The following is a 14,621-nucleotide window of genomic DNA, read 5'->3' as shown; positions in this document are numbered from 1 at the left end:
CTACCTGTTGTTTACCGTGTATTGCAAAAACGCTCCCGAATGAGACAAGATTAAACTATATACTGATCAAGGAACCGCTGACTAAGTCAACTTTTTGCGTAAAACGTCACTCGATCTTCGTCATTGGTCAGCGAGTAATCGTAGGGTGGAGACTAATTTTATCCCATCATTTTAACCGCTACGACTATGTTTCTCGGTCATTTTGGGGTCGCCCTGGCCACCAAGCCCCTTCAACCACGCGTCTCCTTAGGGACCCTGTTTCTGGCTACGCAACTCGCCGATTTACTCTGGCCAACGCTGTTACTGTTGGGCATAGAACGGGTCCAAATTCACCCCGGCCTGATGGCGGCTTCACCTTTTGACTTCATTTACTACCCCTTCTCCCATAGCCTGCTAGCCCAACTGCTCCTGGGCTTGCTAGTGGGCACAGCCTATGGCCTCGTCCAGCGTAATTGGCCAGCCGCCCTGCTGGTGGGATTAGTCGTGCCTAGTCACTGGTTTCTAGACTTAGTGGTCCACCGCCCCGATTTACCGCTCTATCTTGGGGACTCACCTAAAGTAGGGCTGGGCTTGTGGAACAACTTATCCGCTACGGTAGCCCTCGAAGTAGGCTTGCTCGCCCTAGGTCTTTGGCAGTATACTCGCACCACCCGGCCCCGAAACCGTACCGGTCGCTTGGCTTTATGGGGTCTGGTTGTGTTTCTGGTGGTTGTCTATTTAGGGGCGGCCTTTAGTCCACTACCGACCGATGTGACGGCATTAGCCTGGAGTGGTCAAGCCCTCTGGCTGACGGTAGTGTTAGGCTATTGGGTGGATGCGAATCGAGTGCCAGCGGGCAAGGTCAGCTAGTTTGGTAAAAGACGTACGCTTGGGCTTTACCGGGACAGCCGTTACCGTAGTGGCCAGCAAGCCTAAAAGGATCGTTCTCAAAAAAGGCTCCTGCCTGAGATGAATAATCGTTCTTAAGTAGGCTTGTGCCGGGAGGACTTTCATGTATCTGTTTATAAAATGGGGCATATAATGAGATGGGAATTCTGTTAGTAAAAAACAGACATCGTAATATTGCGATCAATAATTATTGTGCTACCTTTGTGGCATGGGATTGACCAAAACAGAAATATTCACCAAAGAGCAAAACCGCATCGCAGATTTGGCAAAAGCCTTTGCCCATCCTGCCCGGGTGGCAATACTGCAAATGCTGATCGAGAAGAAAGCTTGCGTTTGTGGTGATCTTGTTGGCGAATTGCATTTGGCCCAGGCAACCGTTTCCCAGCATCTAAAGGAATTGAAACGGATCGGCATCATTCAGGGCGACATCAATCCGCCCCGCGTGTGCTACTGCATCAATCCGCCCGTATGGGAAGAAGCGAAACAAACCTTCGGCGCATTGCTGGATGCAATGGTGGAAGTGCCCTGCTGCTGACAAAGAGCGGGCTTTTTTTTGCCCTTATTCATCGCAATATTACGTTAAACCAATAAATAAAAATCACATGGATACCGCTGAACAAATCAAAGAAGTCGTGCGCCAGAAATACAGCGCGATTGCCGAACGCGGCCCGGCTGAACAACCTGACGCCAATGGCTGCTGGGGCCCAACCTCATGTTGCGGCCCGGAGATCGATGCGAACGTGCCGATCGTTATGGCGCAGGATTACCAGGAACTGAACGGCTATGTGGCCGATGCCGATTTAGGATTGGGTTGCGGTCTACCTACGCAGTTCGCCCAGATCAAACCCGGTGATACGGTAGTGGATTTGGGTTCGGGGGCTGGCAATGATTGCTTTGTCGCTCGGGCGGAAACCGGCGAAACAGGCCGGGTGATCGGCCTGGACATGACCCCGCCCATGATCGACCGTGCCCGAAAGAACGCCAAAGCCTTGGGCTTTACCAATGTCGAATTTGTCTATGGCGACATCGAGGACATGCCGTTGCCGCAAAATTTGGCGGATGTGGTGGTAAGCAATTGCGTGATGAACCTAGTCCCCGACAAGCAGAAAGCTTTCTCGGAAACCTTCCGCATCCTGAAGCCGGGCGGCCATTTCAGCATTTCCGACATTGTGCTGAAAGGCGAGCTTCCCGAAGGCTTGCAGCATGACGCCGAAATGTATGTGGGCTGTGTATCAGGCGCGATCCAGAAGGACGCTTATTTGCAGCTCGTGCAAGATGCCGGATTTACCAACATTCAGATTCAGAAAGAGCGAGAAATCGCCCTGCCCGACGATGTGCTGCAAACCTACCTGTCAGCGGATGAAGTGGCTGACTACCGTCAGCAAGATAAGGGCATCTACAGTGTGACGGTATTTGCCCAAAAACCAGTCCCCAGCACCGAGACCATAACAGCCGCAGCCGCTTGCTGTGGCCAATCCAGGCCGGGACCTGATTGCTGTCATTAATCTATTAAACCACAACGATCATGAAAAATATTCTAGTGCTTTGCACGGGCAATTCAGCCCGTTCGCAAATGGCTGAGGGCTATTTGCAGTATTTCGCGGGCGACCGCGCCCAGGTCTACAGCGCGGGTGTTGCTCCCCACGGGGTCAATCCGTTGGCCATTCAGGTCATGGCTGAAGATGGGATTGATATATCCCACCACACGTCGAACTATGCCGACGAATATACCAGCCTACCACTTGATTACGTGATTACCGTTTGCGACAATGCCCGCGAACAATGCCCCTATTTTCCATCGACGGCCAGGAAGGTGCATCACAGCTTCACCGACCCATCACACGCCCCTGATGGTGATAAGTTGGCGCAGTTTCGCGTGGTCCGCGATGAAATCAAAGCCTATAGCAAGCAATTCATCGAAGAGAATGTAACGGGCCAGGCGACCCGTGCCTAGACTCTCGTTTCTTGATCGCTTACTAACGCTGCGGATCTTCCTGGCCATGCTGATCGGCGTCGGCATCGGGTGTTTCTTCCCACAGTCACAAACCTTCATCAACGCGTTTAATTCCGGCACGACGAACCTACCCTTGGCTTCGGTCTATGCCTACGTTTTATCACCATGCTACCGCCCTTGTTCGGGCGGAAAGGCTATACCGTCAACATTCCCATAGGCGAAGTGGCCAAAAGCGTTTTTATCTATTTGGATGTACCATTTTTGGGTGGATTATTCTCGCGAATCATCCTCACAAGGATTTTCGGCCGCCAGTGGTATGAGGAACGCTTTTGCCCGCTATCAGCCCTATGACACTTATTGCACTGCTGTTCACCATTGTTGTGATGTTCAGCCTCAAGGGGCAGTTGATCGTCTCCATCCCACTCGATGTAGTGCGTATCGCTATTCCGCTGACGATCTATTTTGCCATCATGTTTTTTTCGGCATTCTATCTCTCAAAACGGGCCGGAGCCGATTACGCCAAATCGACTTCGTTGGCCTTCACCGCAGCAGGCAATAATTTCGAGCTAGGCATTGCGGTGGCTATCGCCGTGTTTGGCATCAATTCCGGTGCGGCCTTTGCGGCTGTCATCGGCCCGCTGATCGAAGTTCCAGCCCTGATTCTGCTAGTCAATTTTGCCCTGAAACAGGAGAAAAAGTTTGTCCCTCATTACACAAAAGCCATTCAAAGGCATGTGTAAAAAGTCAGCAGAAAGCCTGAAACGACTTTCCGATTAATTGTCCTGTTCACATACGTACGCACGTATGTGAACAGACTGAGTATTCTCAAAAATCGCTCCCAAATGAGACAATATAATCTTCATGCATCGGCGTCAAAAACGGACGTTTTAGGAGATGTGTAGTAAACGCATTTGGCTAGGTATAATATCGTAAGAGAAGACCTATTAATGCCCCTCCCCCAATCAGGTATAACTCAGAAAGTTTCTTGAATCGGTAAAGTAGCCCCAGTGTACCAATAGCAATCAGGATAGCGGGTATGTCCATTAACTGGCGACGCGCCAACACGACCACCGCCCCGGCAATGGCTCCTACTGCGGCCACGGTAATCCCATCGACGATGGCCTTCACGCCTGGATGCTTCCCCCAGCGTTTGAAGTAGGGAGCGGGCAGGACCGTAAACAGATAACAGGGCAAAAACGTAGCCATGGCCGCCACGCAGGCTCCTGGGAATCCAGCCACCAGGTAGCCGATAAAAGCGACCGTAATTACCACTGGTCCAGGCGTGATCATGGCTACCGCCACCGCATCTAAAAACTGCTGTTCGGTCAGCCAGCCGTATTCTTTGACTACTCCACCGTACAGAAAGGGAACAATGGCCAGCCCACTGCCAAAGACAAAAGCGCCCGCTTTGGTGAAGAACAGGGCCAGTTTCCACAGCAGTGAGTCGGTGGGCAGCGTGAGGGCCTGTAGCAAGAACGGAGCATAGCCGCTGCCTACGCCGGTCCGAATGAAGCCCGACGTTTTAACCAGCCAATAAATTCCCCCTGACAACAGCACCAGCCATAGGATCTCTTGTTCGGCAATGGCCGTCGATAGGGCCGAAATCACAAAGAGAACCCAGCCCAGCGTGTCTTTGCCCACCGTTTTTAGGGTCAGCTTGTAGGTGCCAATGGCAATGATGCCAATCACAGCGGCACCGATGCCGTAGAAAATAGCCTGCATCCAGGGAAAGCCGTTGAACTGGACGTAGGCCCAGCTTAGGGCCAGCACCATGACAAACGAAGGCAGTACAAAGGCCAATCCGGCCAGGGTTGCCCCCAAAACGCCATAATGAACATACCCTAGATAAATGGATAGCTGAGCGGCTAAAGGCCCTGGTGCTAACTGGGCCAGGGCCATGCCTTCGCGGTAGTCTTCTTCCGAAATCCACCCACGCTCCATGACCAGATCATGGTGCATGGCACTGACCAGAGCGGGCGGTCCCCCAAAACCCAGGGTGCCTAATCGCAGAAAGTACTTAACCAGATCAGTTTGCGTATAAGACGCCTGAGATAATTCCATCGCTAAAACGAGTTAAAAGACAATGCCAAATTGGAAACCGATGGTGAAGGAGGCCGTATGATCGTTACCAAAACGAACCGGTAGCGGTACAGCCACAAAATAGCTGTTGGTGGGACCTTTGCGGACGATCTTGTTCAGAACGGGCGTGAATCCGTACCGACCCGATGTTTCGAAGGCCAGACGAGTGGCCAGCGTGTAATCATGGCCCAGGTTAATTAGTACGCCCGGATGAAACAGCACATTGGCGACCCGACTAGTGCCGTTTTCGGCGCGGATTAGTGGGACCACTTCTACGCTAAAGCCAAGCTGTTTGGTTTTCCACAGGTTCAGACCGATGGGAAAGCCCACCACATAGTAGCGATCAAAGTTGGTTTCCGTACCGGTTGAATGCCAGGTAACCAGCGGGTGTAAAACGCCCAGGTAGCCCGCCATGCGCGGGTAGGCTGGTGCTACGGGCGTAGACGGGGGCGGGGTTTGAGCCATTAGCCGGGATGATGGCAGGGCCGATAGCAACACAATAAGAGCAATCCCCAAAAAGAGCCTCTTAGTAGCTGCCCGCTGGGGAGCCGATGCAATAGGTTCTAACGAGTAATGTTGGTCCATGGAACGCGTATACTTTTGGCAAGAATACGCGTTTGCTGATGCCAAAAATAGAACAGATCCTACCTGTTTGTACCTGCTTTACGTTTGGGCATATTTTTTCGGTAGTCGGAGGGATTTTGACCCATCATTTTCTTAAAGATCCGGGTAAAGTGGCTTTGATCGGAGAAGCCCGTCAGGTACGCAATCTCCGACAAAGAATGCGGGGTATCTTCTAAAAGTTGAATGGCTTTCTCGATCCTCAGCTTACGAATATAGTCACCAAAGGTCAGGTTATCGAAGTACTGGGCAAAAACGCGGGACAAATAGGTTGGATTAACCTGTAAAGAGCTGGCCACGGCCGACAGTGTAAAGCTGAGGTTGGTATCGATATGATCCTGAATCAGGTCCCGAAGCTCAGTTGTCCAAGCGGGAGGGGCTATTTTCCGATCCGCTCCTTTCTGGAGATAGGTAGTAAAAATCTGCAACAGCAGTTGCTCTTCGGGTTGCTGGGTGTGCTTTTGATGCTGGAGGTGTTTAGCCCAGCTATATAGGGCATCATAGAGGATGATCCCTTGCTCGAGCAGCGCATCATCGTCCTGAATGTTGTGGGCCAGTCCGGCGGAGATGGCCCATAACCCAGCCGCTTGCTGGGCCAGTTCGTGATGATCGGTATCAGCCCCCCGCACAATGGGTGCGATGGCAACCAGCGCCGGGTCGGTCAACTCATATTTTTTCAGGAAGTAGTCGAAGGTGCAATCCGTTCCATAATGGGAGAACTCGACGCCAGCTATGTCAAAGGGAGTACCGCCTAATTCGGTGGCCTTTTCAATGACTTTATCCGCAGGTACGAACAGGATTTGGGCCTGTGGATCGATAAACCGGCGAATCAGCCAGGGGCAGGCTAACCGGTCGATTTTAGGACGCTGACGAGTGATCCAGATCATGGGGCTTAATGTTTCATTCCTCCGCCTTTGCCTAATTGATCCAGGGCCGCTCGAAAGCCCTTCGCCAGTTTGACGGCTGGCCCCCGCCCGTAGTAGTGCAGGAACACCGTCCGGGGCTGCTCGCCCAGCATGTGATGGTGTAAGGCGACGACTTCCAACTGATGATCGCGTAAGGCCCGCACGACCGCGTTGACCTCTCCCTCCAGCATGGCCATGTCGCCAGCAATGTGGGCATCTTCCTGTTTACCCGCAAACGAAGCCCAGGAGTTAAGCCCAATGGCGGCCGTCATCTGGGCACCCATCGCGACAATCTGCACGTCGTCACGCCCAACGGTGTACTTGTAGGTGGGACCGTTGACGACACCCTTGTACTTCACCAGTTCGTCCAACGCAGGCAAGTCGAACAACTCTTTGCCGGTCGGCATGGTACTCTGGGTCGTTGGGGTGGCGTTATTGCCCGACTGAGCTGCTTGGTTAGGCGTAGCCCCGCTACCCGGCTGACTGGCCGACGTGGCGACGCCCGGAAACAGCTTGGTATGCTGAATAGCCTGCGCGTATTTTCGGGCCAAATCGGCCGTCTGGCCCATGCCGTGCAGGTGCATGTAAACGATGCGGGGCTGCTCGTAGAAGAAGTGGTTGTGAATAGCACCTACCTCCAGGCCCGCTGCGTGGGTGGCATCAATGAGCGGATTAACCTCGGCTTCCAACAGGACGGTATCACTCATCATAACGGTCTGTTTACCATCAAGGGTCTTTTTGAAGGCCACCCAACCTCCAAAGCCAAAGGAAATCGGTACTGGCTCGCCTTTCACCGTTACGTTAAGGTCATGGCGAGGCAAGGGCACCGAGTAAGTCGCCTGCGCGTCATTATAGCTTCCCTTTTTGCCTAAAGCGGTCGCAATGGCCGCTTGCTCGGAAGCCGATAAGGCCGGAGTTGGCCCTACGGGCGGAATAGAGTTGGAGCTGCCTCCCGTGCATAGGGGTATTACGCCAGTGAGAGCCGCTGTTTGCAGAAAGTTTCGCCGTTTCATAGTCAGAGTGATTTTAGGGCAAGATTACACAATGGCGAAACCCAATAATAGAATGAATTTAACTACTTGACTATTCTTTACCTGTTCGCCTATTTTTTCAGAAAAATACTGGGCATAGCTTAAGGAAATCTGTAATCGTAAATTTCCTTAAGCTCACAAATCGCTCCCAAATGAGACAGCCTATTGTAGTTAACAAGTTGCGTCGTGAATGAGTCGACAAGTCAACGCCAGCATCCAAGGCTCTCAAAATCGATACATTATGTATATACTGAGATGAATTAGTTGACCCGTTTGCCGATTAGCTCACCTCACATCGTCTATTTGAACTTGCTGGCATCCAGCCGAAAGAAACGTACCGCATTGTTGAACAGGATGTCCCGCTTCTGATCAAAGGACAGGTAGTCCGCGTTTTCAATCACACTCAGGGAAGTTTCAATTAATTTGGGCCATACCAGCAAATCCGTTCCATAAAGAATCCGTTTGCCAAAACCGGCCTGCACCAATCGCTTTAAGTAGGCGTGGATCTCCGCTTGGGGATAACTCCAGATAAATCCTGCCAGATCCACATACACGTACGCATTAGCCCCCATCAAGGCGATCATCTCATCAATCATGGGGTAGCCCGCATGCATCACCCACAACTTTAACTTGGGATGGCGGGCCAGCATGTCTTCCAGCAGGAAGGGCCTGCCCAGAGAAGCGCGGTAAGTAGCCTGAGTCAGGTTGGCCATCCCGTTTCCACCCGTTCCCATGTGAATACCGACGGGTATATTCAGTTTTTCGGCAGCGGCAAAGTAACCATCCAAACTCATATCGCTGGGGGAAAGCCCCTGATACTGGGGAGCTACCTCGCCCATTACCTGATAAAACCCTGACGAAAGAGAATCGGTAAAGGCCTGGACACTCATCTCCTTAGGCGAACTAACGCCGATGCCCGCAATGACCCGGCCGGGAGCCGCTTTTTTCCATTTTCTAAGAATTACCGGATCCCCAAAGGCAACAATGGTCATGTTGAGTCGCTCCATGGTCGCTAAAATGGCCGCTTGCATGTCCTGATCGGATTTAGCCGGCTGCAGCGGCTCGGCACACTCCGTGTTCAGAAAGGCACGCATTTGCTGGTTAGGATCTCCTCCCGGCATGTCTCGAAGAAACCAGGGACACATCTCAACCGCAAAGCTCGGATTGACCTTCATGGCATGCACATGCACATCGATGATGGGAAGTGGCCGTTTGGGGGGTGTCGTCTGTGCTCGCAAGCTGGACATCAGGCTGCTCAAAGCAACCACTAGTAGTAACGTGTTTTTCATAAACAATCAGTAAAAGATAAGGCTTGACCTGTGGACAAAAATAAACTAACACCCATACTTCTGTTGCTTCATGGTCTTTATTTTATAATCTCGATTTCAACTAGTATATATACTGTAAAAAATTTCTTTAATTTATAACCTAGTAGTTATCGATTTAATAAAAATGAATGCTTATTTCGTCCTATCTGATTAGAAAATATCGTCAAAACGAGCCCATTCCTATTCAGTATTTCTTCTTGCCGATTTTGACAAGTATTTCACTGACCGAAGAGAGCTACTGTACCAAACGGTAGTCTCGACAAAAGCCTTCAATGAAATAGCCACTGGGATCCGGTATATAAACCAGAGAAAGGCTTCAAAGGAATACGAACCATCGGATTATTTTACGTTTATGGAAAATCCTGTTCAAACCGTTCAGATAACTGAGTTTGCTGAAATTACCCCTAGCCCACGTAGCCTGCTATTTTTTACCCCCTTACTTAATCAACAAGGTCATTTAGTGGATTTACAAGTACACTCCAGTGAACAAGCTTGCACCCGAACGGGCAAACCAAATACCGTAAACGCGCACCTGTCTGACTGGATGACTCCCCAGGCAACTCCTTTCCTGAACGCGCTCTGGCGGTCGCTGGAAAAAGGCATTTCCTGCAGGCTTACCTACCAACTGACACCTTCTACGTCGGGCCAGGCAATGGTTACACCGATTAACGGGGGTTATTTAGTCGAGTTTTTTACACCTGACCCAACCCAGGCTGCAGATCCCCTTAGGGAACTAGTGAAGGAACTAACGGACGGCCCATCCCTCCTATCACCGCCAGCTGCACCCCTTCCTCAGCCATTAGGTGCCACTCCCCACTTGTGGGAAGAGATACTATCCAATACCCCGGTTGGGCTTGCCCTTTTACACCCACTAAGACAAAGAAAACAAATCACCGATTTTGTCTATCTGTTGACCAACCCAGCCAATGCCGCTATGACGGGACGCAGCATGGAAGAAATGGTGGGGCAAACCTTTAAAACCCTGTTTCCCGGCACGATTCGAATAGATCTGTTTGAGCGGCTGGTGCATGTTGCCCAGAGTGGTATACCCCAACAGTACCAGGAACAGGTTGAGGTTAATGGTATTTCTATGTGGGGGCAATTTTCCTTGGTACGAGTGGGCGAGAACGTTCTATTCACGGTCATGGATATATCCGCCCTCAAACAAACTCAGGCGCTGCTTGACCAAAAGAACGCACAGTTGGAGAAACGAGTACAAGCGCGTTCGAGACAAATCAGTACACTAACGGTGGTGCAAAATGCGATTCTCAAACATGGCGGTCAAGCCATTATCTCCACCAGTGTCGATGCGGTGATCCAGACCGCCAACGAGGCCTGTGAAAAATTATTGGGCTACTCCGCTCAAGAGTTACTGGGGCAGTCAGTACAGGTCAGGCCTGGTAGCGGCCCCAATCAGCTTCCCGTTATTTCCTTCCAGGCTGGCCAGCAAGCCATGGGCAACACCACTAGCGCAATCTTGCAGAACTCCCTGAATGAACAGGAATATACATACCTGGAAGGTGAAGTAAAAACCAAAACAGGCATGACCATACCCATTCTTTTAGCGGCTATCGCTTTGCAGGATGAGCAGGGCGTTACCATCGGTTACCTAGGGATTGCCTCCAATATATCAGCCTTAAAAACTACCCAGGCCCGACTTCGCCAGAAGAACCGGGAATTAAGCAGCTTCTTCGTGAACGCCCTGGACATGCACTGTATTTCCACTAGTCGGGGCGTTATATCCAAAGTTAACAAGGCCTTCCAAACGGCGCTGGGCTATTCGGCAGCGGAGCTGAAGGCTATCCCTTTCTTACAACTGATCCATCCCGACGAGCAGGAATGGGTGTATCAGCACCGGCTGAAATCCATTCTCCAGCAACCGGTGCGCAATCAGATCAACCGAATGCGTTGTAAAGATGGCACCTACCGCATTATTGAATGGAATGCCATTGGGATAGAGCAAGTCGTCTATGGCTCCGCTCACGATATCACCGAACGCCAACAGACCGAACTTGATTTAAGGAACCTCACTCAGCGATTGCAACTGGCTACCCAGGCGGCAGGCCAGGGCATCTGGGAACATTCGATAGGAACCCATAAATTGATGTGGGACGATCGCCTGTGGCAGTTGTACGGATTAGCCCCCCGTCCGGATGGCTGGAGTTTTGAGGAGTTTATACAATTCATTCATCCTGAGGATTTACCCTCCTTCCTGGAAGACGCTCAGCAGCCGAAACAGCCTAGCAACCGAATCAGGAATGAATTCCGCATCATCCGGCCCGATGGAGCCATCCGGTTCATCGAAACCAACGGTTTAGTGGTCCAGGACGAACACGGTCGCCCGGCGCGAACGATTGGCGTTGCCTGGGATATAACCAGACGGAAGTTGGCAGAAGCGGCCTTGCGAGAGAGTGAACAGCGGTTCCGGGAGATTGCCGACAATGTGGACGAGGTCTTCTGGATTCATTCGGCTGACCCCTTTCGGTTACTCTATATCAACCCAGCCTATGAACGGATTTGGAACCGCACTCGGCAGAGCATCTATGACGATCCGACTTCCTTCATGGAAGGCATCGTGAACGAAGATCGACCGGCTATGGCTGCTTTCTTTCAAGGCTACCGGGGAGGCCAGGAAGGCCAATTGGACTATCGGCTACGACGGCCTGATGGGTCAGTGGCCTGGTTATCGGTTCGAACATTTACCATTCGTGATACGACCGGCAAAGCTGATCGTTATATTGGCATCGTCAATGACATTACCAGTCAGAAAGAAAAAGAGCTGGTCCTCAAACAATCCTTAGAGCGGGAACAGGAACTCAACCAACTCAAGTCCCAGTTTGTCTCCACGGCCTCCCACGAGTTCCGCACGCCTTTAACAACGATTCAAACGAGTGTTGACCTGATCGAGTTGTATCTGGATGTTCCAACGGGTCAGGCATCGATTCGACAGCTTGTCGAGGTGATCGGCAAAGAGATTGGACGCGTGAGTGAACTACTATCCGATATGTTGACTATCGGCAAAATTGAGGCAGGCCGCGTGAGCCTCCAGCCCCGATGGTTGGACCCCATTAAGCTCTGCACGGAGTTGATTGCAACCCATTACAGCGGACGACCTGATCAGCGTAAGGTGCAATTTCAGTTAATGGGTGATCCTTATCTGGCTTATCTGGATGAGAAACTGATGAGGCATGTACTGATCAATTTAGTATCTAATGCCTTCAAATTCTCGACCCAAGACCCCCAGTTAACCCTTTGTTTTCTGGCGAACGAATTGCGCATAGAAGTGTCCGATTCGGGCATCGGCATACCTGCTCAGGATATCGACAATTTATTTCAGGCCTTTTTTCGGGCCAGTAATACCATGGGAATTCCCGGGACGGGGTTAGGCTTGGTCATTGCCCGTCAGTATGTGGAGCTTCATCAGGGCCGGCTTACGGTCCAGAGCGAAATTAAGCAGGGAACGACCTTCGCCATTCATTTACCCACCCTACCTGAAGCGGTTTAGCTATTCATTGCCTGCTATACGTTTTTTTAATGAAGTAAACTTATTCGCATTTATATATGCCCCCTAAAATTCTACTTATTGAAGACGAAGAGCAAATTCGAAAAAACTTGCTGGACATTCTAAGCCTCAAGGGCTATCAAGTTGTTGCTGCTGCCGATGGCTTAGAAGGCGTCGATATAGCCAAACAACAACCACCAGATTTAATCCTTTGTGATATTATGATGCCGCATCTAAGTGGGTACCACGTATTGGAGCTCATTCGCAGGCATGAACCCTCAATGTTTGTTCCGTTTATTTTCTTAACGGCTAAATCGGATATGGTCGACTTGCGCCGGGGCATGGAGTTGGGGGCTGATGATTATCTAACCAAGCCATTCAGCACAAAGGATCTGCTGGCGGCCATTGAGAGTCGTCTGAAACGGCATCAACAAAAGCCCCTATTTCAGCCACCACCCAGTTGGCTCCAGACAATCCAGGCACACGGGGAGGGAGGTAGCAGGATGCTACAAATAGCCGATTGTCTTTGCTTTTATGTGCACAACAGAGCCTATCGGGTGCGCCATCCGTTAGGCACCTTTCAGATTAACTTATCCCTGACGGAGTTGGTTTCTAAACTAGATTCAAGGCAATTTTTCAGGGCTAATCGCCAGGCGATTATTCAGCGCAATAGCATCCAGAAATATGCCTACTGGCAGCAGGGGAAGTATTGTTTATACCTGACGAATAGTGCGGAACATAAAGAAATTATTATATCGAAGGCCCGCTTTAGGCAACTAAAGAAATGGTTAGCCGATTAAATACCAATTTGTGGAGACAAAACTTCCAACGACCTAATTGTATTCAATCTTATACGTAAGGACTAAACCCTTCCCCCAAGTTACCCCTATGAGTTGATCACGCGGGTGAGTTAGGGATGCAGTCCCGTTTCGTTCAGCTTGACCTGACGCAGACTTTGACCGAATTGCGGCTAGTATTGCTTCACAAGCCCATCGCTGTAAACTTTGCCTCGCTGACGGGTGCCCTGCCAACCCAAGTCTGACAATACCACCAATAGGTTCATCTCCTCCCCCAGCAGCGCTCGCTTGCCCGCGTTTTGATATATGTCCCGGTTTTGCAATAACAAGTTGGCCTCTGATCGCCGTACGGCGGCTACCGAACCCTCGCGCGGGGAACGGCATTGTGGCCATCTGGCTTCTCAGAGCATGATAAAGCTAACGATAAGATTAAACCGGGACTTTTAAGGCGAAACCGTCTGTAAGCTTTAGTCGAAATTAGCCGTGGCAGCCGTGAACAGTTGGTCATCCCCTACGGAATTTCCAGTTTAAGACCACACTAATTCGTAGACCCGCTTGTTAAATCTTACCTAATAATTGAACTAATGATAAAGTACTGGTAAGTACCTGATTATTTGAAAAAAATTTTCGATAATTACTCTACTAGCTATCCACTGACCAAACAACAACCCTCTCGATATGATCAACAAGATAGTGGTGATCGAAGATGTAGACCAGATTCGCAACAGTATCGTGGAAATCCTGACGCTGAATGGCTATCGAGTAGGCGCTACGTCTAACGGAATGGATGGTATTAAGCTCATCGAGCGATGGCGACCTAATCTTGTTCTTTGTGATATTATGATGCCCCAACTGGATGGTTACCAGGTCCTGGAAGCGATTCGAAAAAGTCCAGATCAAGCCCATATCCCATTCATTTTTATTACCGCCAAAACGGATGTAGTGGATATACGCCGTGGTATGTATTTAGGAGCCGACGACTACTTACCCAAACCATTTTTAGCCCGTGATCTGTTGAATGCTATCGCAAGCCGACTTAGGAGGAGTCAACAGCAAAGTCAAACATCAATCAATTCAGACTCTGATTTTCTGCTGACAATCCAAGGCCAGGATCAACGCGGGAACAGGATACTGCAAATTCAGGATTGCCTTTACTTCTTTACCCAGCAACGTTCTTACTTCGTAGCCCATTCACTGGGCACTTTCCAGATAAAAAAAACAATTGACAAGCTAGCGGCCGAACTCGACCCGAACCAGTTTTTTAGAATTAATCGACAATTGATCATTCACCGTAGAATGGTTAAAAGCTATGCCTACTGGGAGAAAGGTAAATACTGTTTGGTTTTAGCGCATCCTACCATAAGCCAAGCAATCTTACCTAAAGCACGCTTTGATGCCTTCAAGCGATGGTTACAGGGCTAAAGTTGCCCCTATCAGGATATAGTATGGATAGATACGCCTTTGTCTCTTCATCCCAGCCTGGTGACCCATCCGTCTGACTAAGCCAACCCTCTAA

At 50.4% G+C, this 14,621-nt stretch carries 12 protein-coding genes and 1 pseudogene; 8 read left to right on the top strand and 5 right to left on the bottom strand.

Annotation, left to right across the window (positions count from 1 at the left end; all coding sequences use genetic code 11):
• Positions 1 to 186: 186 nt before the first annotated feature.
• From ACYU8Y_RS05215 to ACYU8Y_RS05195, 5 genes and pseudogenes are all read left to right on the top strand, one after another.
• The gene (locus ACYU8Y_RS05215) at positions 187 to 849 is read left to right on the top strand and encodes a hypothetical protein (protein ID WP_460934895.1); all 663 of its coding nucleotides are present in this window, start codon (positions 187 to 189) and stop codon (positions 847 to 849) included.
• Between the two features lie 247 nt (positions 850 to 1,096).
• Positions 1,097 to 1,423: an ArsR/SmtB family transcription factor gene (locus ACYU8Y_RS05210; protein WP_460934893.1), complete on the top strand. Its 327-nt coding sequence runs from the start codon at positions 1,097 to 1,099 to the stop codon at positions 1,421 to 1,423.
• Positions 1,424 to 1,490: 67 nt separating this feature from the next.
• Positions 1,491 to 2,393, top strand: coding sequence for an arsenite methyltransferase (locus ACYU8Y_RS05205; protein WP_460934891.1), 903 nt, complete (start codon positions 1,491 to 1,493; stop codon positions 2,391 to 2,393).
• A 20-nt stretch (positions 2,394 to 2,413) separates the two neighbouring features.
• On the top strand, positions 2,414 to 2,842 hold the full coding sequence (locus tag ACYU8Y_RS05200; RefSeq protein WP_460934889.1) for an arsenate reductase ArsC: 429 nt from the start codon (positions 2,414 to 2,416) through the stop codon (positions 2,840 to 2,842).
• A gap of 46 nt (positions 2,843 to 2,888) precedes the next feature.
• Positions 2,889 to 3,582, top strand: a pseudogene (locus tag ACYU8Y_RS05195) (arsenic resistance protein).
• Positions 3,583 to 3,757: 175 nt separating this feature from the next.
• Here ACYU8Y_RS05195 and ACYU8Y_RS05190 read toward each other — a convergent pair.
• From ACYU8Y_RS05190 to ACYU8Y_RS05170, 5 genes are all read right to left on the bottom strand, one after another.
• Positions 3,758 to 4,903 carry a chromate transporter gene (locus ACYU8Y_RS05190; protein ID WP_460934887.1) on the bottom strand — a complete coding sequence of 382 codons (1,146 nt, stop codon included), beginning with the start codon at positions 4,901 to 4,903 and terminating at the stop codon, positions 3,758 to 3,760.
• Positions 4,904 to 4,915: 12 nt separating this feature from the next.
• Positions 4,916 to 5,506 carry a hypothetical protein gene (locus ACYU8Y_RS05185; protein WP_460934885.1) on the bottom strand — a complete coding sequence of 197 codons (591 nt, stop codon included), beginning with the start codon at positions 5,504 to 5,506 and terminating at the stop codon, positions 4,916 to 4,918.
• 59 nt (positions 5,507 to 5,565) lie between these two features.
• Positions 5,566 to 6,429: a chromate resistance protein ChrB domain-containing protein gene (locus ACYU8Y_RS05180; protein WP_460934883.1), complete on the bottom strand. Its 864-nt coding sequence runs from the start codon at positions 6,427 to 6,429 to the stop codon at positions 5,566 to 5,568.
• A 5-nt stretch (positions 6,430 to 6,434) separates the two neighbouring features.
• Positions 6,435 to 7,460: a DUF1259 domain-containing protein gene (locus ACYU8Y_RS05175; RefSeq protein ID WP_460934882.1), complete on the bottom strand. Its 1,026-nt coding sequence runs from the start codon at positions 7,458 to 7,460 to the stop codon at positions 6,435 to 6,437.
• Between the two features lie 317 nt (positions 7,461 to 7,777).
• Positions 7,778 to 8,767 carry an amidohydrolase family protein gene (locus tag ACYU8Y_RS05170; protein WP_460934880.1) on the bottom strand — a complete coding sequence of 330 codons (990 nt, stop codon included), beginning with the start codon at positions 8,765 to 8,767 and terminating at the stop codon, positions 7,778 to 7,780.
• Positions 8,768 to 9,158: 391 nt separating this feature from the next.
• On the opposite strand from ACYU8Y_RS05170, the gene ACYU8Y_RS05165 reads away from it, so the two are divergent.
• The 3 genes from ACYU8Y_RS05165 (at position 9,159) to ACYU8Y_RS05155 (ending at position 14,527) form a co-directional block, all read left to right on the top strand.
• The gene (locus ACYU8Y_RS05165; protein WP_460934878.1) at positions 9,159 to 12,311 is read left to right on the top strand and encodes a sensor histidine kinase; all 3,153 of its coding nucleotides are present in this window, start codon (positions 9,159 to 9,161) and stop codon (positions 12,309 to 12,311) included.
• 56 nt (positions 12,312 to 12,367) lie between these two features.
• The gene (locus tag ACYU8Y_RS05160; RefSeq protein ID WP_460934876.1) at positions 12,368 to 13,108 is read left to right on the top strand and encodes a response regulator; all 741 of its coding nucleotides are present in this window, start codon (positions 12,368 to 12,370) and stop codon (positions 13,106 to 13,108) included.
• Positions 13,109 to 13,783: 675 nt separating this feature from the next.
• Positions 13,784 to 14,527: a response regulator gene (locus ACYU8Y_RS05155; RefSeq protein ID WP_460934874.1), complete on the top strand. Its 744-nt coding sequence runs from the start codon at positions 13,784 to 13,786 to the stop codon at positions 14,525 to 14,527.
• The last annotated feature ends 94 nt before the right edge of the window (positions 14,528 to 14,621 follow it).

It is taken from the genome of Spirosoma humi (assembly GCF_054776575.1).
Note: the sequence above shows the minus strand (reverse complement) of the source record. Positions and strands in the feature narration are given on the sequence as shown.